This window comes from Pseudomaricurvus sp. HS19 (assembly GCF_009857815.1).
Taxonomy (GTDB): domain Bacteria; phylum Pseudomonadota; class Gammaproteobacteria; order Pseudomonadales; family Cellvibrionaceae; genus Pseudomaricurvus.
Window position 1 is genome coordinate 100,972 of record NZ_WVVW01000001.1, and the last position, 17,829, is coordinate 118,800.

14 protein-coding genes are annotated in these 17,829 nt (G+C 57.6%); 6 read left to right on the forward strand and 8 right to left on the reverse strand.

Annotated features, from left to right (window positions below):
• The first annotated feature begins 72 nt into the window (after window positions 1–72).
• On the forward strand, window positions 73–711 hold the full coding sequence (locus GSF27_RS00415) for a LysE family translocator (protein ID WP_160964603.1): 639 nt from the start codon (window positions 73–75) through the stop codon (window positions 709–711).
• A 118-nt stretch (window positions 712–829) separates the two neighbouring features.
• On the opposite strand, the gene GSF27_RS00420 is transcribed toward GSF27_RS00415, so the two are convergent.
• From GSF27_RS00420 to GSF27_RS00445, 6 genes are all read right to left on the reverse strand, one after another.
• Complete coding sequence (locus GSF27_RS00420; RefSeq protein ID WP_160964605.1) at window positions 830–2,317, reverse strand: aldehyde dehydrogenase; 1,488 nt, start codon at window positions 2,315–2,317, stop codon at window positions 830–832.
• A gap of 228 nt (window positions 2,318–2,545) precedes the next feature.
• Window positions 2,546–3,469 carry a LysR family transcriptional regulator gene (locus GSF27_RS00425; RefSeq protein WP_160964607.1) on the reverse strand — a complete coding sequence of 308 codons (924 nt, stop codon included), beginning with the start codon at window positions 3,467–3,469 and terminating at the stop codon, window positions 2,546–2,548.
• Window positions 3,470–3,688: 219 nt separating this feature from the next.
• A complete protein-coding gene (locus GSF27_RS00430) occupies window positions 3,689–4,717 on the reverse strand; it encodes an extracellular solute-binding protein (protein ID WP_160964609.1) in 1,029 nt (342 codons plus the stop codon).
• A gap of 49 nt (window positions 4,718–4,766) precedes the next feature.
• Window positions 4,767–5,642, reverse strand: a complete 876-nt coding sequence (locus GSF27_RS00435) for an ABC transporter permease (RefSeq protein WP_202410216.1) — start codon at window positions 5,640–5,642, stop codon at window positions 4,767–4,769.
• A 3-nt stretch (window positions 5,643–5,645) separates the two neighbouring features.
• Window positions 5,646–6,545 carry an ABC transporter permease gene (locus GSF27_RS00440; protein ID WP_202410217.1) on the reverse strand — a complete coding sequence of 300 codons (900 nt, stop codon included), beginning with the start codon at window positions 6,543–6,545 and terminating at the stop codon, window positions 5,646–5,648.
• Window positions 6,542–7,612 (reverse strand): ABC transporter ATP-binding protein, encoded by a 1,071-nt coding sequence (locus GSF27_RS00445; protein WP_160964611.1) that lies wholly within the window; start codon window positions 7,610–7,612, stop codon window positions 6,542–6,544. Before GSF27_RS00445 ends, GSF27_RS00440 begins: the two co-directional genes overlap by 4 nt.
• A 642-nt stretch (window positions 7,613–8,254) precedes the next feature.
• Between GSF27_RS00445 and GSF27_RS00450 the strand changes: the two genes are divergently transcribed.
• From GSF27_RS00450 to GSF27_RS00470, 5 genes are all read left to right on the forward strand, one after another.
• Window positions 8,255–9,514, forward strand: coding sequence for an NAD(P)/FAD-dependent oxidoreductase (locus tag GSF27_RS00450; RefSeq protein ID WP_160964613.1), 1,260 nt, complete (start codon window positions 8,255–8,257; stop codon window positions 9,512–9,514).
• Window positions 9,515–9,592: 78 nt separating this feature from the next.
• A complete protein-coding gene (locus GSF27_RS00455) occupies window positions 9,593–10,012 on the forward strand; it encodes a RidA family protein (RefSeq protein ID WP_160964615.1) in 420 nt (139 codons plus the stop codon).
• Window positions 10,013–10,032: 20 nt separating this feature from the next.
• Window positions 10,033–10,704 (forward strand): DUF1028 domain-containing protein, encoded by a 672-nt coding sequence (locus tag GSF27_RS00460; RefSeq protein WP_160964617.1) that lies wholly within the window; start codon window positions 10,033–10,035, stop codon window positions 10,702–10,704.
• An 80-nt stretch (window positions 10,705–10,784) separates the two neighbouring features.
• On the forward strand, window positions 10,785–11,942 hold the full coding sequence (gene argE / locus GSF27_RS00465) for an acetylornithine deacetylase (protein WP_160964619.1): 1,158 nt from the start codon (window positions 10,785–10,787) through the stop codon (window positions 11,940–11,942).
• A 131-nt stretch (window positions 11,943–12,073) separates the two neighbouring features.
• Window positions 12,074–13,468 (forward strand): aminotransferase, encoded by a 1,395-nt coding sequence (locus tag GSF27_RS00470; protein ID WP_160964621.1) that lies wholly within the window; start codon window positions 12,074–12,076, stop codon window positions 13,466–13,468.
• A gap of 211 nt (window positions 13,469–13,679) precedes the next feature.
• On the opposite strand, the gene GSF27_RS00475 is transcribed toward GSF27_RS00470, so the two are convergent.
• Together GSF27_RS00475 and GSF27_RS00480 are read right to left on the reverse strand one after the other, a co-directional pair.
• Entirely contained in the window at window positions 13,680–15,869 is a 2,190-nt protein-coding gene (locus GSF27_RS00475; protein ID WP_160964623.1) for a TonB-dependent receptor, read from the reverse strand.
• A gap of 222 nt (window positions 15,870–16,091) precedes the next feature.
• Window positions 16,092–17,645, reverse strand: a complete 1,554-nt coding sequence (locus tag GSF27_RS00480) for an AMP-binding protein (RefSeq protein ID WP_160964625.1) — start codon at window positions 17,643–17,645, stop codon at window positions 16,092–16,094.
• Between the last annotated feature and the right edge of the window lie 184 nt (window positions 17,646–17,829).

Sequence of the window (17,829 nt, forward strand, 5' to 3'; positions counted from 1 at the left end):
GGGGGTATACAGTGCCGGACTTTTATCGGGCCACGGTCACAGTGGCACAGTACAGGCAATCCGGGTGATGTGATGTTTGATTATTCTCTGGCGCATTGGACGACCTTCTTCGTGGCGGCGGTGCTGCTGAACCTCTCTCCGGGACCGGATATCGCCTATATCCTCGCCCAGACCGCCCGCCACGGACAGCGCTCGGGCTTTGTGGCCATGTTTGGTATTTGGACCGGTGCCTTTGCCCACGTACTTCTCGCGGCGGTTGGCCTCTCCGCCGTTCTGGCGACATCCGCCACAGCCTTTTCTGTCGTCAAATGGATCGGCGCGGCGTACCTGATCTGGCTGGGCATCGAGGCGCTGCGCTCTGGTGGTGGCTCCTACCTTAACGACACTGCAGCGCCGCAAACCTCCAACGCCCGGATTTTCCGGCAGGGCATGCTGGTGGCGGCGCTAAACCCGAAAATGGCGATCTTCTTTCTGGCCTTTCTGCCGCAGTTTGTGGTGGCCAACGCCGGCCCTGCCAGTGCGCAACTGTTCTTGCACGGCACGCTGATTATTGTGGTGGCGGCGTTTGTGGAGCCGTTGGCGGTTATCCTCGGCGCCCGGCTGACCAGCTCACTGAAGCAAAATGTCCGCATTGCCGCCTGGATGGACCGGGGCCTGGGGGCGGTATTTGTGGCGCTGGGGGTACGGCTGGCGCTCGCTGAGCGGGGCTGACAGTTAGGGAATCAGTCGGGGAAAAGGCAGGGAATCAGTTGGGGAAACCGGGTGGGGAACTGCACGAGCACCGGCGCCGCCTGCGGGCAGCGCCGGTGTGTGTTTAAAGGGCAGCGGCTTAGCTGCCCAGTTTGATCCAGGTGGTCTTCAGCTGGGTGAACTTGTCCAGTGCGTGCAGGGACAGGTCACGGCCAAAGCCGGACTGCTTGTAACCGCCAAACGGCGTGGAGAAGTCCAGCGCATCCATGGTGTTCACCGATACGGTACCGGCGCGCAGTTTTTTCGCCACACGGTGGGCGCGGTTGAGGCCCTCAGTCCACACCGACGCGGCCAGACCGTAGATGGAGTCGTTGGCAATGGCGATGGCCTGCTCTTCGGTGTCAAAGCTCAGCACGGCCACCACCGGTCCAAACACCTCTTCACGGGCAACTGTCATGTCCGGCGTGACGCCGTCCAGAATGGTGGGGGCCACAAAGTTGGTGGCTTCGTCACCCACACCGCCTGTCGCCACACGGGCACCTTGCTCCTCGGCCTGGGTAATAAAGCTGCGCACGCGGCGGGCCTGGTTGCTGTCAATCAGGGCGCCGACACGGGTTTCGGGATCCAGTGGGTCGCCCACTGGCAGCGATTGTGCCTTGGCGATCAGTTTGTCGATAAACTGATCCTTGATGCTGCTCTCCACCAGAATGCGGGAGTTGGCGGAGCAGACCTCACCCTGATTGAAGAAAATACCCATGGCTGCATGTTCTACGGCGGCATCCAGGTTGCAGTCGGCGAAGATCAGGTTGGGGCTCTTGCCGCCGGTCTCCGGCCATACCGGCTTCATGTTGGATTGGGCCGAGTAGCCCATCAGCAGCTTGGCCACCGCGGTGGAGCCGGTGAAGGTGAGGCAGTCCACGTCGTTGTGCAGGCCCAGGGCCTTGCCCACCACTTCGCCGTAACCGGTCACCACGTTGAGCACACCGTCCGGCAGGCCCGCCTCTTTGGCCAGCTCCGCCAGGCGCAGGGCGGTCAGCGGTGATTGCTCGGCGGGTTTCAGCACCACGGAGTTGCCGCTGATCAGCGCCGGCCCCAGTTTCCAGGCGGCGATATCCAACGGGAAGTTCCAGGGAATGATGGCCGCCACCACGCCAATGGCTTCGCGGGTGATGGTGGCAATGTTGTTACCGTCGGTGGGGGCAACTTCGCCGTAGAGTTTGTCGATGGCTTCGGCGTACCAGTCAAAGCAGGCGGCGGAGCCGGGGATGTCCACATTGAGTGAGTCCTGCACCGGCTTGCCCACGTTGAGGGTCTCCAGCAGGGCCAGCTCTTCCAGGTTGTCGCGAATCAGTGCCGCCAGTTTCTGCATCACCGCCTTGCGTTCGCGGGGGGCAGCTTCGGACCAGACGCCGGAGTTGAAGCTGCGACGGGCCGCAGCGACTGCGGTATCCACGTCTGCAGGGCTGCAGGCAGCGGTTTTCACCAGCAGTTCGCCGGTGGCCGGATTGATGGTGTCGTAGGTTTCACCGGTGCAGGCGTCGACAAATTTGCCGTCAATAAAAGCCTGGCTGTGCAGTTGGGTCTGTTGCTGTTTCGAGAGCCAGTACTCTTTGCTCTGTGCAGTCATGAATAACTCCGTGGGTTACCGTGGTTGACGCCCTTCAGGGTGGCGTCAGTGCGTGAGTTTGTCCGGGCGACAGGTAAAGCACCGAAGCTTGTGCCGCAGGTGTTGGAGCCAGCCTAGGCAGGCAGTGGGTATATGTAAAATACAATTAATCTGTTGCTTGCATTATTTTTTCGAATGCAATATTTGGCGCGCAGGGGGGGCCGGGAGCAGCGGCTACGCGGGTGTACTTCAGCGTCGTGGGAAGAGGGCGGCGAACATATTGCGGGTCTCTTCTTCCACCTTGTTGATAAAGGCTTCTGCCGCCCGGGTGAGGCGCAGGTCCGCCAGGCGGGCCACACCCATACGCAGTGGCCGCAGCTGTTCTTTCAGTGGAATCTGTTTCAGTTCGGTGCCATCCAGCGCCTGCAGGTTGGCCAGTGGCGCGTTGCCCAGCGAATAGCCCATGCCGTTGCCTACCAGCCCGCGCACCATATCGGCGGACTGCGCCTCAAAGGCGTAGTTGGGTTCCAGCCCCTGGCTCATAAACAGCGAGACAAAGTACTCGCGGCTCAGCGGCCAGTCGAGAATCACCATGGGGTGCGGCGCCAGCTCCTGCAGCGACAGTTTCTTGCGGCCGGCCAGCGGGTGATCTGCCCCCAGCATGGCGTAGGGTGGAAACTCCACCAGCGGGTGAAAGTCAATTTCCGCCGGCAGCTGCAGATCGTAGGTCAGCGCCAGTTCAAAACGACCACTGGTGAGGCCCTGGATGATGTCCTTCTGGTGCATCTCTTCGCAGCGAATCCGGACGCCCGGGTACTCGGACCGAAACTGCTTCAGCAAGCCGGGAAAGAACAGGGGGGCGAAGGTGGGGAAGCCCGCCACATTGATCGAGCCTACCACTTCCTCACTGAGGGATCTGGCGTAGTGGGCCAGACCGTCGGCGTCCGCCAACAGCTGTTTGGCCTTGAGAATAAATTGCTGCCCTGACGGGGTGAGCGACAGTCCCTGGGCGTGATGGCGCACAAACAGTTGCAGGCCGGTCACCTCTTCCAGGTGCAGAATGGCCGAAGAGATAGATGGTTGGGAGACGTGCAGGACTTCCGCCGCCTTGGTCACGCTGTTCAGCTCGCCTGCCGTGACAAAATAGTGCAGTCGCTTCAGGGTGAATTGCATGGCTCGGGTCTCCGCTTGTGGGTTGCCTGTGATGACAGGCCCTGACGCGGCTGCCCTGCGGGCAGGTTTGGTCAGGATTCCATTTGAAGCCATGCAGTATAAACCATATCAATCAGTATCGGTTTGGGAATCCGGATACCCGGGTATGAACCAGGCACTCCGGCAGGGGGTGGCCTTGCGCCCCTCCCAAACCGGGAGCAGGCGCAAGCACTGCGGCGATCAGCGCAGCAGTTGGGTCCAGACTTTATCCACCAGCGCCTGGGCGGCAGGCGAACAGGCCTCGGTAAATTTCACCGGTACGGATGGGAATACTTCCGGGGAGTTGCCAGGCTTGTGCTCTGCCAGCTCTTCATTAATAAAGGAAGTAGGCGGATGGCCGTAGAAGTTGAATTCCTGGGTGGCAACGTCCTTGGTGGTCATCCAGTTGATGAAGGTCTTGGCGTTGTTGATGTTGCTGGCGCCCTTGGGGACCACCATGGAATCCAGCCAGCCCACCAAGCCCTCTTTCGGCTGAGCGTACTTGACCGGTGCCTTGTCGTTCTTGCGCGCCATCATGCTGGTGCCGTCCCACCAGCTGTGCATGATCACTTCACCGCTGGCAACCCGTGAGCTGATATTGTCAGAGCTATACACCGCTACGCTTTTCTTCTGCTTGGCCAGCAGGTCGTATACGCGCTTCATCTCTTTGCTGTCTTCAGAGCAGTAGTCAATGCCCAGGTAGAGTTGTGCAGCGGGGATGATTTCGTCCGGCGATTCGAAGACGGCCACTTTACCCTTCAATTCTGAGCTTGGTTCGAAAAACTCTTTCCAGCTGTCGGCAGGGCCCTTGTAGAGGTCACTGTTCACAGTAAAGCCGGCAGTGCCGTAGACAAAGGGAATGGAGTATTCAGAGGTAGGATCCCACCACATGTTTTTCCACTTGTCTTCGGTGTTGGCAAAGGCAGGCATCTTGTTGGCTTCGATATTTTCCAGCAGGCCTTCCTGGATCAGGATCTTGACGAAGTGCTGACTGGGGAATGCCAGGTCGTAATCGGTAGCGCCGGATTTCAGCTTGGCCAGCAGTGCTTCGTTGGAGGTGTAGCTGTCCAGCGTCACTTCGATTCCGGTCTCTTTCTCAAACTGCTCGATCAGGGCCGGATCAATGGATTCGGACCAGGCGTAGATGTTGAGCTTTTCCGCGGCGATGGCCGGCATGGCCAGCATGGCCGTGATGGCAGACGCGAGAAGGGCTTTACCAGAGGTTTTCATAGCGCTATTTCCTTGTGGGTTAAGTTGAATCTATTAAGGTTCAAGAAAGTTATTTTCGATTGGAGAGAAACCAGAACGGCGTGGCAATCAGCAGTGAGATCGCCATGATCAGGGTGGAGATGGCATTCAGCTCCGGCGATACCCCTTGCTTGACCAGCGAGTAGATGTAGACCGGCAAGGTAGTGGCGCCGCCGCCGGAGATAATATTGCTGGTGATAAAGTCATCCAGGGAGATCACAAAGCTCAACATGGCGCCAGCGAGTACACCAGGCATAATCAGGGGCAGGGTGATCAGCTTGAAGGTGGTCCAGGGTGGCGCGTAGAGATCCTGTGCCGCCTGTTCCAGATTGGTGTTCATGCCTTTCAGGCGTGCGCGGATGGGCAGGAAGGCGAAGGGAATGCAGAAACAGGTGTGTGCCAGGATCAGTTTCAGCATGCCGTTGCGGATCTCCAGCTGCGAAAACAGGATCAGTACGGCAACCGCGAACACAATTTCCGGCAGCATCAGTGGCAGATTGACCACTGCTTCCGACACCGGTGCGTGTTTCACGTTTTTGCCCCGCGACAGTACCAGTGCCGCCGCCAGGGCAATGGAAGTGGCAAAAAAGGTGGCCACCGCAGCCACCGTGAATGACACCTGCAGGGCGCTCATCAGGCCATCATTCTGCAGGGCACTGGAGTACCACTTCCACGAGAAGCCGTGCCACACCGAGACAATCTTGTTTTCGTTAAAGGAGTAGCCAATCACCACCAGGATGGGCAGGTACAGAAAGGCAAAGAACAGTACCGTAACCGCCTTGAAGCCGGGAAAGTGTTTGGCATCGTGGTTTTTTCTGACGCTGCGACGCTTGGGAGTGTTTTCGGCAGTGGTGTTCATAGGCTCGCTGATGTTGTCACTAACGGCGTCGTTAATAGAAAGGCTCATGACTTACTGCTCCTGTTGCTTGAGGCGTGATGCCCGCAGAGCTTGCAGCATCAGGAAAATCATTACGATGGCCAGCAAAGCCAAGGTCAGGCTGGCGCCGAAGGACCAGTTGCGGGCGACCCCAAACTGGTTCTGGATCAGGTTGCCCATCAGCATGGTCTTGCCACCGCCCAGCAGCATGGGTTCCAGCACGGTGCCGAGGCAGGGTACGAACACCAGGATGATGCCGGCCACAATGCCGGGTTTGCACAGTGGTAAAACAATGCGGAACAGGGTGTTGAAGCGGTTGGCGTAGAGGTCACTGGCAGCCTCGACCAGGCGCAGGTCGAGCTTTTCAATGCTGGCGTAGATGGGCAGGATCATCAGCGGGATGTAGCTGTACACCATGCCCACCAGCATGGCGCCGTTGTTGTAGAGCAGGGAGTCCATGTCATCTACCAGGCCGAGGAAGCTGAGCACGCTCTCCAGCACGCCGTTGTCGCTGAGAATCAGCACCCAGGCGTAGACGCGTACGATCATGCTGATCCAGAAGGGCAGCATCACCAGAAACAGCAGCAGGGCCTTGCGCGATGCGGATTGGCGGGCGATGTAGAAAGCCACCGGAAACGCGAGGCAAAGACAGATGATGGCGGTGATCAGTGACAGCAGGAGTGTGCGACCGATGATATTCAGGTATTGCAGATCCAGTTGCAGGTTGTCGTCCCAGTCGGTGACAAACAGGATCTGCTGAAACGAGTCCAGGGAAAATTCGCTGATGAAACCGCCGTAGGGATCGGAGGTCATCATCGAGACATAGACGATGATGCCCAGCGGTATGACCATCATAAACAGCATCACCACATAGGCGGGGGCCAGGCCGAGGATGTTGAGGTAGCCCTCTTTCATTTTGTGGACGCTGCTCATGCCGCCAGTACCCGTGCCGAGGCGTAGGCAAAACTGAGCCGAACCCGCTCGTTGAGTTTGAAGCGAATGTCGTTGCTGATCTCGTTGCCGCGGGAGACCCGCAGTTCATGACCGCCGTCGACGCGCACGGTGTAGTGGGTGTAGCCACCCATGTAGCGATGATGGATCACTTCGCCTTCGATATTGACGTCCAGATCTTTGGCGTTGATGGAGATCTTTTCCGGACGCAGGGAGAGGGTGGCTTCGTCACCCTTTTTGAAGCCGGTGTTCGCTACCTTGATGTCAATGCCCAGTGGTGTGTCCACCACAATAGCGTCGTCGCTCCTGTCCTTGACCGATACCGGCATAAAGTTGGTTTCACCGATAAAGTCGGCGACAAACTTGTTGTTGGGGTTTTCGTAGATGTCGATGGAATCGCTCAGCTGCTGAATCTCGCCATGAGCCAGCAGGCAGATGCGATCGGACATGGCCAGGGCTTCTTCCTGGTCGTGGGTCACGAACACAAAGGTGATGCCGGTTTCGCGTTGCAGGGCCTGCAGTTCATCGCGCATGTCCTGACGCAGCTTGTGGTCCAGCGCCGACAGGGGCTCATCCAGCAGCAGCACTTCCGGCTGTGGTGCCAGCGCGCGGGCCAGGGCAATGCGCTGCTGCTGGCCGCCAGAGAGCTGGGAGGGCATGCGTTTGGCAAACTGTTTCATGTGCACCAGGTCCAGCATCTCCCCCACCTGCTGGGCGCGCTCATCGGCACTCCAGTCCAGCATGCGCAGGCCGAAATCGATGTTTTCGGCCAGGTTCATGTGAGGAAAGAGGGCGTAGTTCTGGAACACGGTATTGACCCGGCGCTTGTGGGCCGGCAGGTCCTGAATGTCCTGGCCATGCAGCTTGATGGTGCCACTGGTGGGGGTCTCGAAACCGGCGATGGTGCGCAGCAGGGTGGTCTTGCCACAGCCGCTGGGGCCCAGCAGGGTAAAGAACTCGTTATGGTAGATATCGAGGGAGATGTCCTTGATGGCCTGGTAGGAACCGTAGCTCTTGGACATGTTTTTGATCTGGATGATTTCTTTCATAACGGCGCTCTGCTGATGAATTGCAGGCCCACAAGCTGTGGGTTTGTCAGTGTTTTAAAAGGTATATCACAGCGCCCTGCATTAACTGATAACTATGTTTTTATGTTTTGCTTTAAAAAAACCTATGCAGAGGGGTTGCCCCGTTACAGGGCGTAAAGGCGTGGTGGTGCGTTATTGTTGCTTCCTTATATAGGGAATCAGCTAAATGGCAGGGATTCCCCATTTGGGGGAATGCGGGGGAAAAACCGCACCAGCTGGGTGCAGGAAAAAAGATTTCCGATTGATTGAAAACTAATCATCCGACCGCGCTGTCGTCTGGCTGAGCCTGTGTGCCATCAGACGCGCTGTTGTCGCGCGGCGTGAATGGTTTGGCAGCGGTATAGCCGGACATTTGAGCGCCGGGTGTTCATCGGGCGAGGTCTTCGATTGGACTTTATGGTGTCGCTTCTGCTTTATATTGCCAAAGCCTGCATCAGATTTTTTAATTCAAATATAAAATTAATAATATTTTAACGATTCATTTTGTTCCCCTAGGCTTGATTCAAATGTTGGAGATTTGAAGGCCGGCAGATGGGCATCCCGGATGCGCATCGTGATTGGTCAGGCTCCGTAAACGTCAGACTCGCAATACGGGATGCAGACATGACAAGCACAAAAAAACAGATCGATACGTTGGTGGTAGGCGCTGGCCAGGCCGGCGTGGCTATGAGTGAACACCTGACCAAACTGGATGTACCGCATCTGGTGCTGGAGCGCAGTCGTATTGCGGAGCGCTGGCGCAGTGAGCGCTGGGATTCGCTGGTGGCCAATGGCCCTGCCTGGCACGATCGTTTTCCCGGTATGGAGTTCAGCGAGTTCGGTCCCGATGACTTTGTGCCGAAGGAGAAGATCGCCGATTACTTTGTCGATTACGCGAAGCAGTTTAACGCGCCCATTCAGACCGGCGTCGATGTACTGAAAGTCACCCGCAACACCGGTCGTGCCGGCTTTACGGTAGAGACTTCGGAAGGTGTGATTGAGGCCAACCGAATTGTGGCGGCCACGGGTCCGTTCCAGAAGCCAGTGATTCCGGCTATTGCACCGCAGGACGACAACCTGCTGCAGATGCACTCTGCCCACTACCGCAACCCTGCGCAGTTGCCGGAAGGTGCCGTGCTGGTGGTTGGTGCCGGGTCGTCCGGGGTACAGATTGCCGATGAACTGAATCGTGCCGGCAAGAAGGTTTACCTCTCCGTGGGTGCCCACGATCGTCCGCCACGCTCTTACCGCAACCGCGACTTTGTCTGGTGGCTGGGTGTGCTGGGCAAGTGGGACATGGAAGCCATGCAGCCAGGTACCGAGCACGTCACCATTGCAGTGACTGGCGCCCACGGCGGCAAGGGCACCGTGGACTTCCGCGAGCTGGCCGGGCAGGGCGTGCACCTGGTAGGCCTGACCCAGGGCTTTGACAAGGGTGTGGCTACCTTTGCCCCCAACCTGGTGGAGAATATCAATCGCGGTGATGCCAACTACCTGTCTCTGCTGGACGAGGCGGATGCCTACATCGAGCGCAATGGCCTCGACCTGCCGGAAGAGCCGGAAGCGCGTCGCCAGCTGCCGGATCCGGAATGCATGATCAACCCGTTGCAGCAACTTGACCTGGCGGCGGCCGGCGTGACCTCCATTATCTGGGCCACCGGCTACAGTATTGATTACAGCTGGTTGCAGGTGAACGCCTTTGATGAACAGGGCAAGCCCAGTCATCAGCGTGGTGTTTCGGCGGAGCCCGGTATTTACTTTGTCGGACTGCCCTGGCTGTCGCGCCGCGGCTCCACGTTTATCTGGGGTGTGTGGCACGATGCCAAACACATTGCCGACCATATCGCGACGCAGCGTAAATATTCGTCCTATCAGGAATCCTGAGAGTGTACGACGCGGGGCGGGCATGGGCCTGCCCCTGAAATGAATGACATCCGTTTTCACTATTGAGAGAGCCAGTCCATGCCAACGCACACGCGCATTCGCATGTTCAACACCAAGGAAACCTATCCTAACCAGTCCCTCGACAACGACCTGTGCCAGGCCGTTCGGGCGGGCAATACTGTATACGTTCGTGGTCAGGTGGGTACCGATTTTGACGGCAACCTGGTAGGTCTGGGTGACCCGCGGGCGCAGGCCGAGCAGGCTATGAAAAATGTTAAGCAGCTGTTGGAAGAGGCGGGCTCGGACATGTCCCACATCGTCAAAACCACCACCTACATCACTGACCCGCGCTTTCGCGAGCCGGTCTACCGCGAAGTGGGCAAATGGCTGAAAGGAGTATTCCCAATCTCCACCGGTCTGGTGGTGGCGGGGCTGGCGCAGCCGGAGTGGCTGATGGAGATCGATGTGATCGCCGTCATCCCCGATGACGCAGCCTGATTAAGAGATAGGGAACCGATATGACGTTTTCCATTGCCGGCTACTGTCCGGAAACCGGCATGCTGGGTTGTGCAATCAGCTCTTCCAGTATCTGTGTAGCCAGCCGCTGCGCGTTTGTCAGCAGCGGCACCGGTGTGGCGCTGACCCAGAACGTGACCAACCCGGATCTTGGCCCCCTGGCGCTGGAATTGCTGGCTCAGGGCGAGTCCCCGGAGCAGGTGCTGGATGCCATTAAACAGGCTGATACTGACGCCAGCTGGCGTCAATTGGGCGTCTTGAACAATCGCGGTGAGGGTGTGACCTTCAGCGGCAGCGAGGCGCTGGGGATCTATGCCACTGCCCAGGGCGAGAACTGCCTGGCCATGGGTAACCTGCTGGCGAATGAGCAGGTCCCGCAAGCCATTGTTAATGCCTTTGAGGCCAGCAGCGGCCATCTGGCGGAACGTCTGTTGCAAGCTCTGGAAGCGGGTCTTGCGGCCGGTGGAGAACTTGGACCGGTGCATTCGGCGGGCTTGCTGGTGTGTGCCGAGCCCAAGTGGCCGGTGGTGAATCTGCGCGTGGATTGGCATGAGCAGCCCATCACTGAATTGCGCAGTGTCTGGCACAACTACGAGCCGCAAATGCAGGCCTACATCACCCGTGCCAAAGATCCAGCCAATGCGGAGAGCTACGGGGTTCCGGGCGACGAGTAACACCATGAAGGCCGATGCTAAAGCGTTGGCTTAACCACTGTCATTTAATGTCGGAACTGTCATTAATTACTGGAACTAGCATGTCGAACACGCTGACTGTTGAAATTCTTCGGGCCCTGATCGGCTTCGATACCACCAGTGCCAATTCCAATCTGGCGCTGATGGAGTATGTGCTGGGTTTCCTGCGTACCCATGGCGTCGACAGCCAGCTGGTGTTTAACGCAGAAGAGAACAAGGCCAACCTCTACGCCACCATCGGCCCGCAGGACCGGGCAGGGGTGATGCTCTCCGGCCATACCGATACGGTACCTGTGACCGGCCAGCAGTGGCTCAGGGAACCCTATGCGCTGACGGAAGAGGATGATCACTACTACGGCCGCGGCACCAGCGATATGAAAGGTTTCCTGGCGGTGGTACTCGCGGCAGTGCCGGAGATGGTGAAGCGGTCACTGCACACGCCCATCCATCTGGCCTTCTCCTTTGACGAGGAGATCGGCTGTGTGGGTGTGCGGCGGCTGATCGATATGTTGCGTGAGCACCCGCTGAAACCGGCGATCTGCATCATTGGCGAGCCCACCACCATGCAGGTGGTCACCGCTCACAAGGGCAAGCTGGCGGCCCGGGTCACGGTGCAGGGCAAGGAGTGTCACTCCGGCATGGCCCCCATGGGTGTCAACGCGGTGAACTACGCCGCCCGGCTGATTAACTGGCTGGAGCAGCTGGCGTTTCAGAAACGGGAGCAGGGGCCGTTTGAGGCGGGTTACGACATTCCCTACAGCACGGTGCATACCGGCACGGTAGCGGGGGGCACGGCGCTCAATATTGTGCCCAACCACTGCAGTTTTCTGTTTGAGATCCGCAATATCGCTGCCGATGACCCGCACCAGTTGCTGGCGGAATTCCGCGCCTATGCGGAAACCCTGGTGGCAGAGATGCAGCAGGTGAGCGAAGACTGCGCTATCACTATTGATATCACCACGGAATATCCGGGGCTGAGCACGGCAGATGACGAAGCGGTGGTGGCGTTTGTACGCAGCCTCACCGATGAGAGCGAGCCGGGCAGTATCAACTTCGGCACCGAGGGTGGCCTGTTCAGCCAGGTGCTGGGTGTGCCCACGGTGGTGTGCGGCCCCGGCAGCATGGACCAGGGCCACAAGCCCGATGAGTACATTCTCGGCAGCGAACTCGGCAAGTGTGAGTTGTTTGTACAGCGGCTGATCGATCGGCTGAGTGATTGAGCCATAAAGGCTAATGCCTCTGCATCAGGTTATCTGATGCAAGGGTGAGACAAATACTATTTTATCTATATGCGCCCCCGCTATATGGTCAGGGGTAACAGTTATGAACGCAAATCAGGAGTAATCCCGAAATGTCCAACAAACAACCCATTGATGTAAAAAAGGTATGGCAGCAGGATCGGGATCACTACATCCATCCCTGGACCGACTTCTCCACCTTTAAAGAAACCGGCTCCATGGTGCTGACCGACAGTGACAACGTGCACGTGCAGGACGGCAACGGTAACCGCTACCTGGACGGCATTGGCGGACTCTGGTGTGTGAACATCGGCTACGCCCGCGAGGAGATGGCCCAGGCCATCGCCGACCAGGTGCGCCAGATTCCCTACTACTCCTGCTTTGGTCACCACACCACCGTGCCTGCAGCACAGTTGGCGGCCAAGCTGGCCGAGCTGGCTCCGGGTAACCTGAACCATGTCTTCTATGGCTGTGGTGGTTCCGTGGCCAACGACACCGCCGTGCGTATTATCCACTTCTACTTCAACCAGCTGGGCAAGCCCAACAAGAAGAAGATCATCGGTCGCATCGACGGTTACCACGGCAGTACCTACATGGCCATGTCCATCACCGGTGTAAAGTTCGACCATATCGGTTTTGATATCGATGAGCAGATGGTGGCCCACATCTCCTGCCCGAACCCTTACCGTCGTCCGGAAGGGCAGAGCCTGGAAGCGTTCTGTGATGAAAAGGTGCAGGAGCTTGAAGACAAGATCCTGGAGATGGGTCCGGATAATGTTGCTGCATTCTTCGCCGAGCCCATCATGGGCGCCGGTGGCGTTATCGTGCCGCCAGAGGGTTACCACAGGAAGACCCTGGAAGTGTGCCGCAAGTACGGCGTGCTCTATGTGTCCGATGAAGTGGTAACCGCTTTCGGTCGCCTGGGCCACATGTTCGCCTCCGAAGCCGAGTTTGGCATCGTGCCGGACATTATCACCTGCGCCAAAGGCCTGACCTCCGGTTACCTGCCGCTGGGTGCCACTATCCTGTCTGACGATATCTATGAAGTTATCAGCAAGCCGCAGGCGGACGGCGCCATCTTCACCCACGGTTTCACCTATTCCGGTCACCCGGTCAGCTGTGCTGCCGGTGTGAAAAATATCGAGATCATGGAGCGGGAAAATATCTGTGGCAACGCCATGGAGATGGGTGCCTACTTTGAAGCGCAACTGAAAACCCTGATGGATCTCCCCATTGTCGGTGATGTTCGCGGTCGCAAGTTCATGATGTGTATCGAGAACGTGGCGAACAAGGTGACCAAGGAGCTGATTGATCCGGCAGCCCGTGTAGGCAACCGTATCGCCGATCACTGCCAGGCCCGTGGACTGATTGTACGGCCGCTGGCGCACATGAACGTGTTGTCACCACCGCTGACCCTGAACAAGGAGAATGTGGATTTCCTGGTGGCTGTGTTACGCGAAAGTATTGAAGCTACCGTGGCGGACCTGAAGGCTGAAGGTTTTCTCTGACAGCATCCCGGGCGCGACCCGGTTTCCAGCCTGAAAAAGCCGGCCCTCCTGGGCCGGCTTTTTTATGGCGGGCTGGTATTGGCCCGGTGGCAGAAGGAGATCGCTTTACAGGTTGGCATCGATAATAAAAAAGACCCCAAGTGCTGCAGGGCAGCAGTTGGGGTGCAAGGTACTGTAGGGAGCGGCTACAGGTTTTTTTCAGTCGGGCTTATCAGAAATACCAATCCAGGGTTACGCCATAGGTGCGTTCCAGCCCCGGCACCTCAGAGAGACCCGCAGAACCGGCGGTATCGGCGGCGCTGCGGTACTCTTCGTCGAGGATGTTTTTACCCCACAGGGTTACACCCCAGGAGTTCGCCACTTCCAGGCCAAACCGCAGGTTAAACAGTGCGTAGGCATCCTCTTCAGTCTCCTCCGGCAGTAACACATAGAGGTTCTGGTCGCTGCGATAGGTCATGTCGATACGGCCAAACCACTCCATATCGCCCGATCCAATGCCGCGACGGTACTCACCACCCAGGTTGAGGGAGAACTCGGGCGCGTGATCCAGGGTTTCACCGCTGAGATCCTGCAGGCCGCCGACACAACCGGGTTGGGTTGAGTAGGCACAGGGGGCGCCTTCGTAGTCCGAATATTCGGCCAGTACATAGCTGGCGCTACCATCGATGGTCAGGTGGTCGGTCACCACACCGGTGAATTCCAGCTCCAGCCCCTTGGTTTCTGCCTCGGCGGCGTTGGTTACCAGTACGCTGACTTCGGAGGGCACGTTCTGCAGGACCTGGAAGTCCTCAAACTTGGTATAGAAGAGCGCGCCATTCACGCGCAGGCGATTGCCAAACCATTCGGTTTTGAAACCGAATTCGTAGTTGTAGGCCGTTTCAGGATCCCACAGGGCCAGGTCGGGTGTGATGCAGTTGCCGCCGCGTCCACAGCCGGCAAAGTCGCGCTGTACGCCCCCTGATTTAAAGCCTTTGTCGTGGGAGACGTAGAGCATGATGTCGGTATCCATCTGATACGTGAGCTTGGCGGAGTAGGTGACTTCATCGAACTCCTCCACGTGATTCTGGCCCACCACCGAGTTGCTGCCGGTGCGCTCATCCTTGTCCTTGCGCAAACCCAGGCTGGCGCTCCATTGGTCGTTAAAGTCGTAGGAGACATTACCAAACAGGGCCTTGCTCTTTACTTCAATGGGGGTCGTACCATCAAACAGTGGCGGAATCGAGGTAATACTCTCGGTGGATTCGTCCTGATAGTAGATGCCGATCAGGTAGGAAAAGGGGCCCTCGAAGTCTGAGGCCCACTGCACTTCATGGGTCATGATTTCCTGGGGTGTTTCGTTGTTGGTGTAGGGCGCAACAATTGGGCCGAACACGGGGTGGACAGCGACTACCTGGCCAGGGGCTATGGTTTCATCCCGATCCTGTCCCAGAATTGCATTGTTCTCTTCCCACGCGGAAATAGTCGACAGGGTGTGGTTGGCGAAGCTCCACTTCACGTTAAAGATGTAGCGTTCTACCTCTTCTTTGGTGAAGGAGGACTGGTCTTCCTGGGCTTTACCCAGACTCGTCTGCGGCAGAGTAACCCCCAGTGCAGCTGCGTTATTGAGGGCAGTGGTTGAGTACTCGGTGATACCGTTATCCAATCTGGAGGACTGTTTGTGATTGTCGGCGGTGAGTTTCAGTTGCAGGTCGTCGGTGACATTCCACAACAGTTTGGCTCGCCAGCCCTCGCGGTCGACGTTACGGGTGTCCTCGTTCAGATAGACGTTTTCCGTGTAACCGTCCCGTTCGGCGGTATAACCGCTGATACGGGCGCCCAGTTTTCCTTCTATCAGGGGAATGTTCACAATGCCGCGCAGTTCCTGCGCGTCAAGGTTGCCGGCCACCCCCTGCACCTTGCCGGAGAACTCGTCCGGGTTGGGGTCGGCGGTAAAAATACGAATGGCACCGGAGGTGGAGTTTTTACCAAACAGGGTCCCCTGTGGGCCGCGCAGTACTTCCACCCGCTCGATGTCCATCAGTTCGGTAAAGGCCAGGCCCTGACGGATCTGGTAGACGCCGTCGACCATGGTGGATACCGACTGCACCGCTGACGGGCCGGTGGTGCCCACACCACGCATATAGATCGCAGCGTTAATGGCAGTGGAGGGGAAGTCGAGGGTCAAACCGGAGATCTTGTCTGCGACACCGGTGAAATCGGTAATGCCTTGCTGGGCAAGTCCATCGCCGGTGACGGCTGCAATACTGGCGGGAATCGATTGCAGGCCTTCTTCCCGCCGTGTTGCCGTGACCACCACTTCTTCCAGTGTGGCGGCTGCCCGTACTGTCTCCGGTGAGGAGACTCCGGCGCAGAGTAGTGCTATACAGGATGCCAAGAGGGATTTATTGAGTTGCTTTTCCATGACGTCAGCCCATTTTATCTAGTTATTTTATTGTTGTTGGTGTTGCTGTAACGCGGGTGACCTGTCGCTCAGTAGTGCTTCGAACCCTCGCGAGCTTAGGTCGACTTAAGTACATCTACTTCGGTTGGTTAAAGATCCTGTGACTCTTATTGTTATGTCGTTGGTCGTATTCTGTAGATCCTGCTGCGTAAATCCTGTTTTGGTGTCAAAGCCTGGCCATCATTACCAGGCGCTGCCGGAGCCGTACAGGCGGCGCAATTCGTGTTTGGCCAGTTTGCCGGAGGGTAAACGCGGAATCGCGTCAACAAATTCAAATGACCTCGGGCAATTAATGGATGAGGTGTGTGATTTGCACCAGCGGATCAACTCCTCCTTGACCAATGCCTTATCACAGTCCGGGTCTTTCAGTTGGATAATGGCTTTCACCTCTTCGCCAAATTCAGGGTTGGGCACACCGATCACTGCGGCATCCAGCACATCGCGGTGCACAATGAGGGTGTCTTCGATAATCTGCGGATAGATATTGACCCCGCCGGAGATGATGGTGAAATCCTTGCGGTCGGTCAGGAACAGGTAGCCGTCCTCATCCAGATAGCCGATATCTCCCGGCGTGCCCCAGTCAGGTTCTGTAGGGTGTCTTACCTTGCGGGTTTTTTCCGGCTCATTGATGTAGTCAAAGCCCCGGCCTTCGCCCAGTTCAAAGTAGATGAGTCCCGGCTCGCCGGCTGGCTTCTCTGCACCGGTCTCTTCATCGCAGATGTGGATTTTTCCGGTAACACTTTTGCCTACCGATCCCGGCTTTTGCAGCCACTCCTGAGGGCCAATATAGGTCGCGCCCAGGTTTTCGGTGGAAGAGTAGTACTCGTGAATAATTGGCCCCAGCCAGTCAAACATCTGTTGCTTGATGCCAGCGGGACAGGGTGCAGCGGCATGGGAGACATACCTCAGGGAGGAGAGGTCGTAACTCTCTCTTACGGCCTGGGGCAGGGCCAGCATCCTGACAAACATGGTCGGTACAAACTGGGCCACGCTGATGTGCCAATCCTGAATCGCTTTGAGGGTTTGCTCTTCGTCAAACTTGCTCAGGGTGACAAAGGTTCCGCCCAGGCGATGGGTGAGCAACAGTGTATGCAGGGGTGCACCGTGGTAGACCGGGCCTGCGGTGAAGGTCACCAGTGGGTCGAACGCCTGGTACAGGCGCACGGAGCTGTCGGTTGGCGACAGGTTTTCTATGGGGCCCGGTGTAAACTTGTGCGCGATGCCCTTGGGGCGCCCGGTGGTGCCACTGGAATAGAGCAGATGGTAACCGGCGGTCTGGTCGGCTATCGGTGTGCCTGGCAGAGGCGCCAGTGCCTCGTGAAAGGAGCTGGTGCCGGGAGCAGGTTGCTCACCGGCATCGTAGAAGGCCTCCACCCCGGGTGTGAGCTCGCTGCTGGCCAACACGGCGAGAACTTCACTGGCGCTGTTGTCGGAGATCAGCAGCCGGGAATGGCTGTCGTTGAGGATATAGGCAGCTTCCTCGGGTTTCAGGTGGGTCGAAATGAGGGTCAGGATAATGCCTGAACGCTGCGCGCCCCAGTAGATGACGGGGAAGTCCAGGGTGTTTTTGAGTATGACGCCGGCGCGATCGCCGGGTGCCAGTCCATGTTGCCTGAAAAGATGGGCCACTTTATTGGAGCGTTCTTCCAGCTCTGCATAGCTGAGTTGCAGCCCTTTATCGGCTATCACGAACGCGGGGCGCTGTGGATGGCTACTGGCGTATTGATAGGGATGCATATTTATCCTTCTTATCTACATCAATCGCTACTGTTCAGTGTTGTATCTGTCGCTTTATCTATCTTGGGCAATGGGCTTCCTGTATTCGGGATAGAAATGAGGCTAGCAGAATGTCACTACTGTGACAATTAACCTAACTTAACGGGGAGGGGGGTATATGATGAACATAGTTACTTACCGTAAC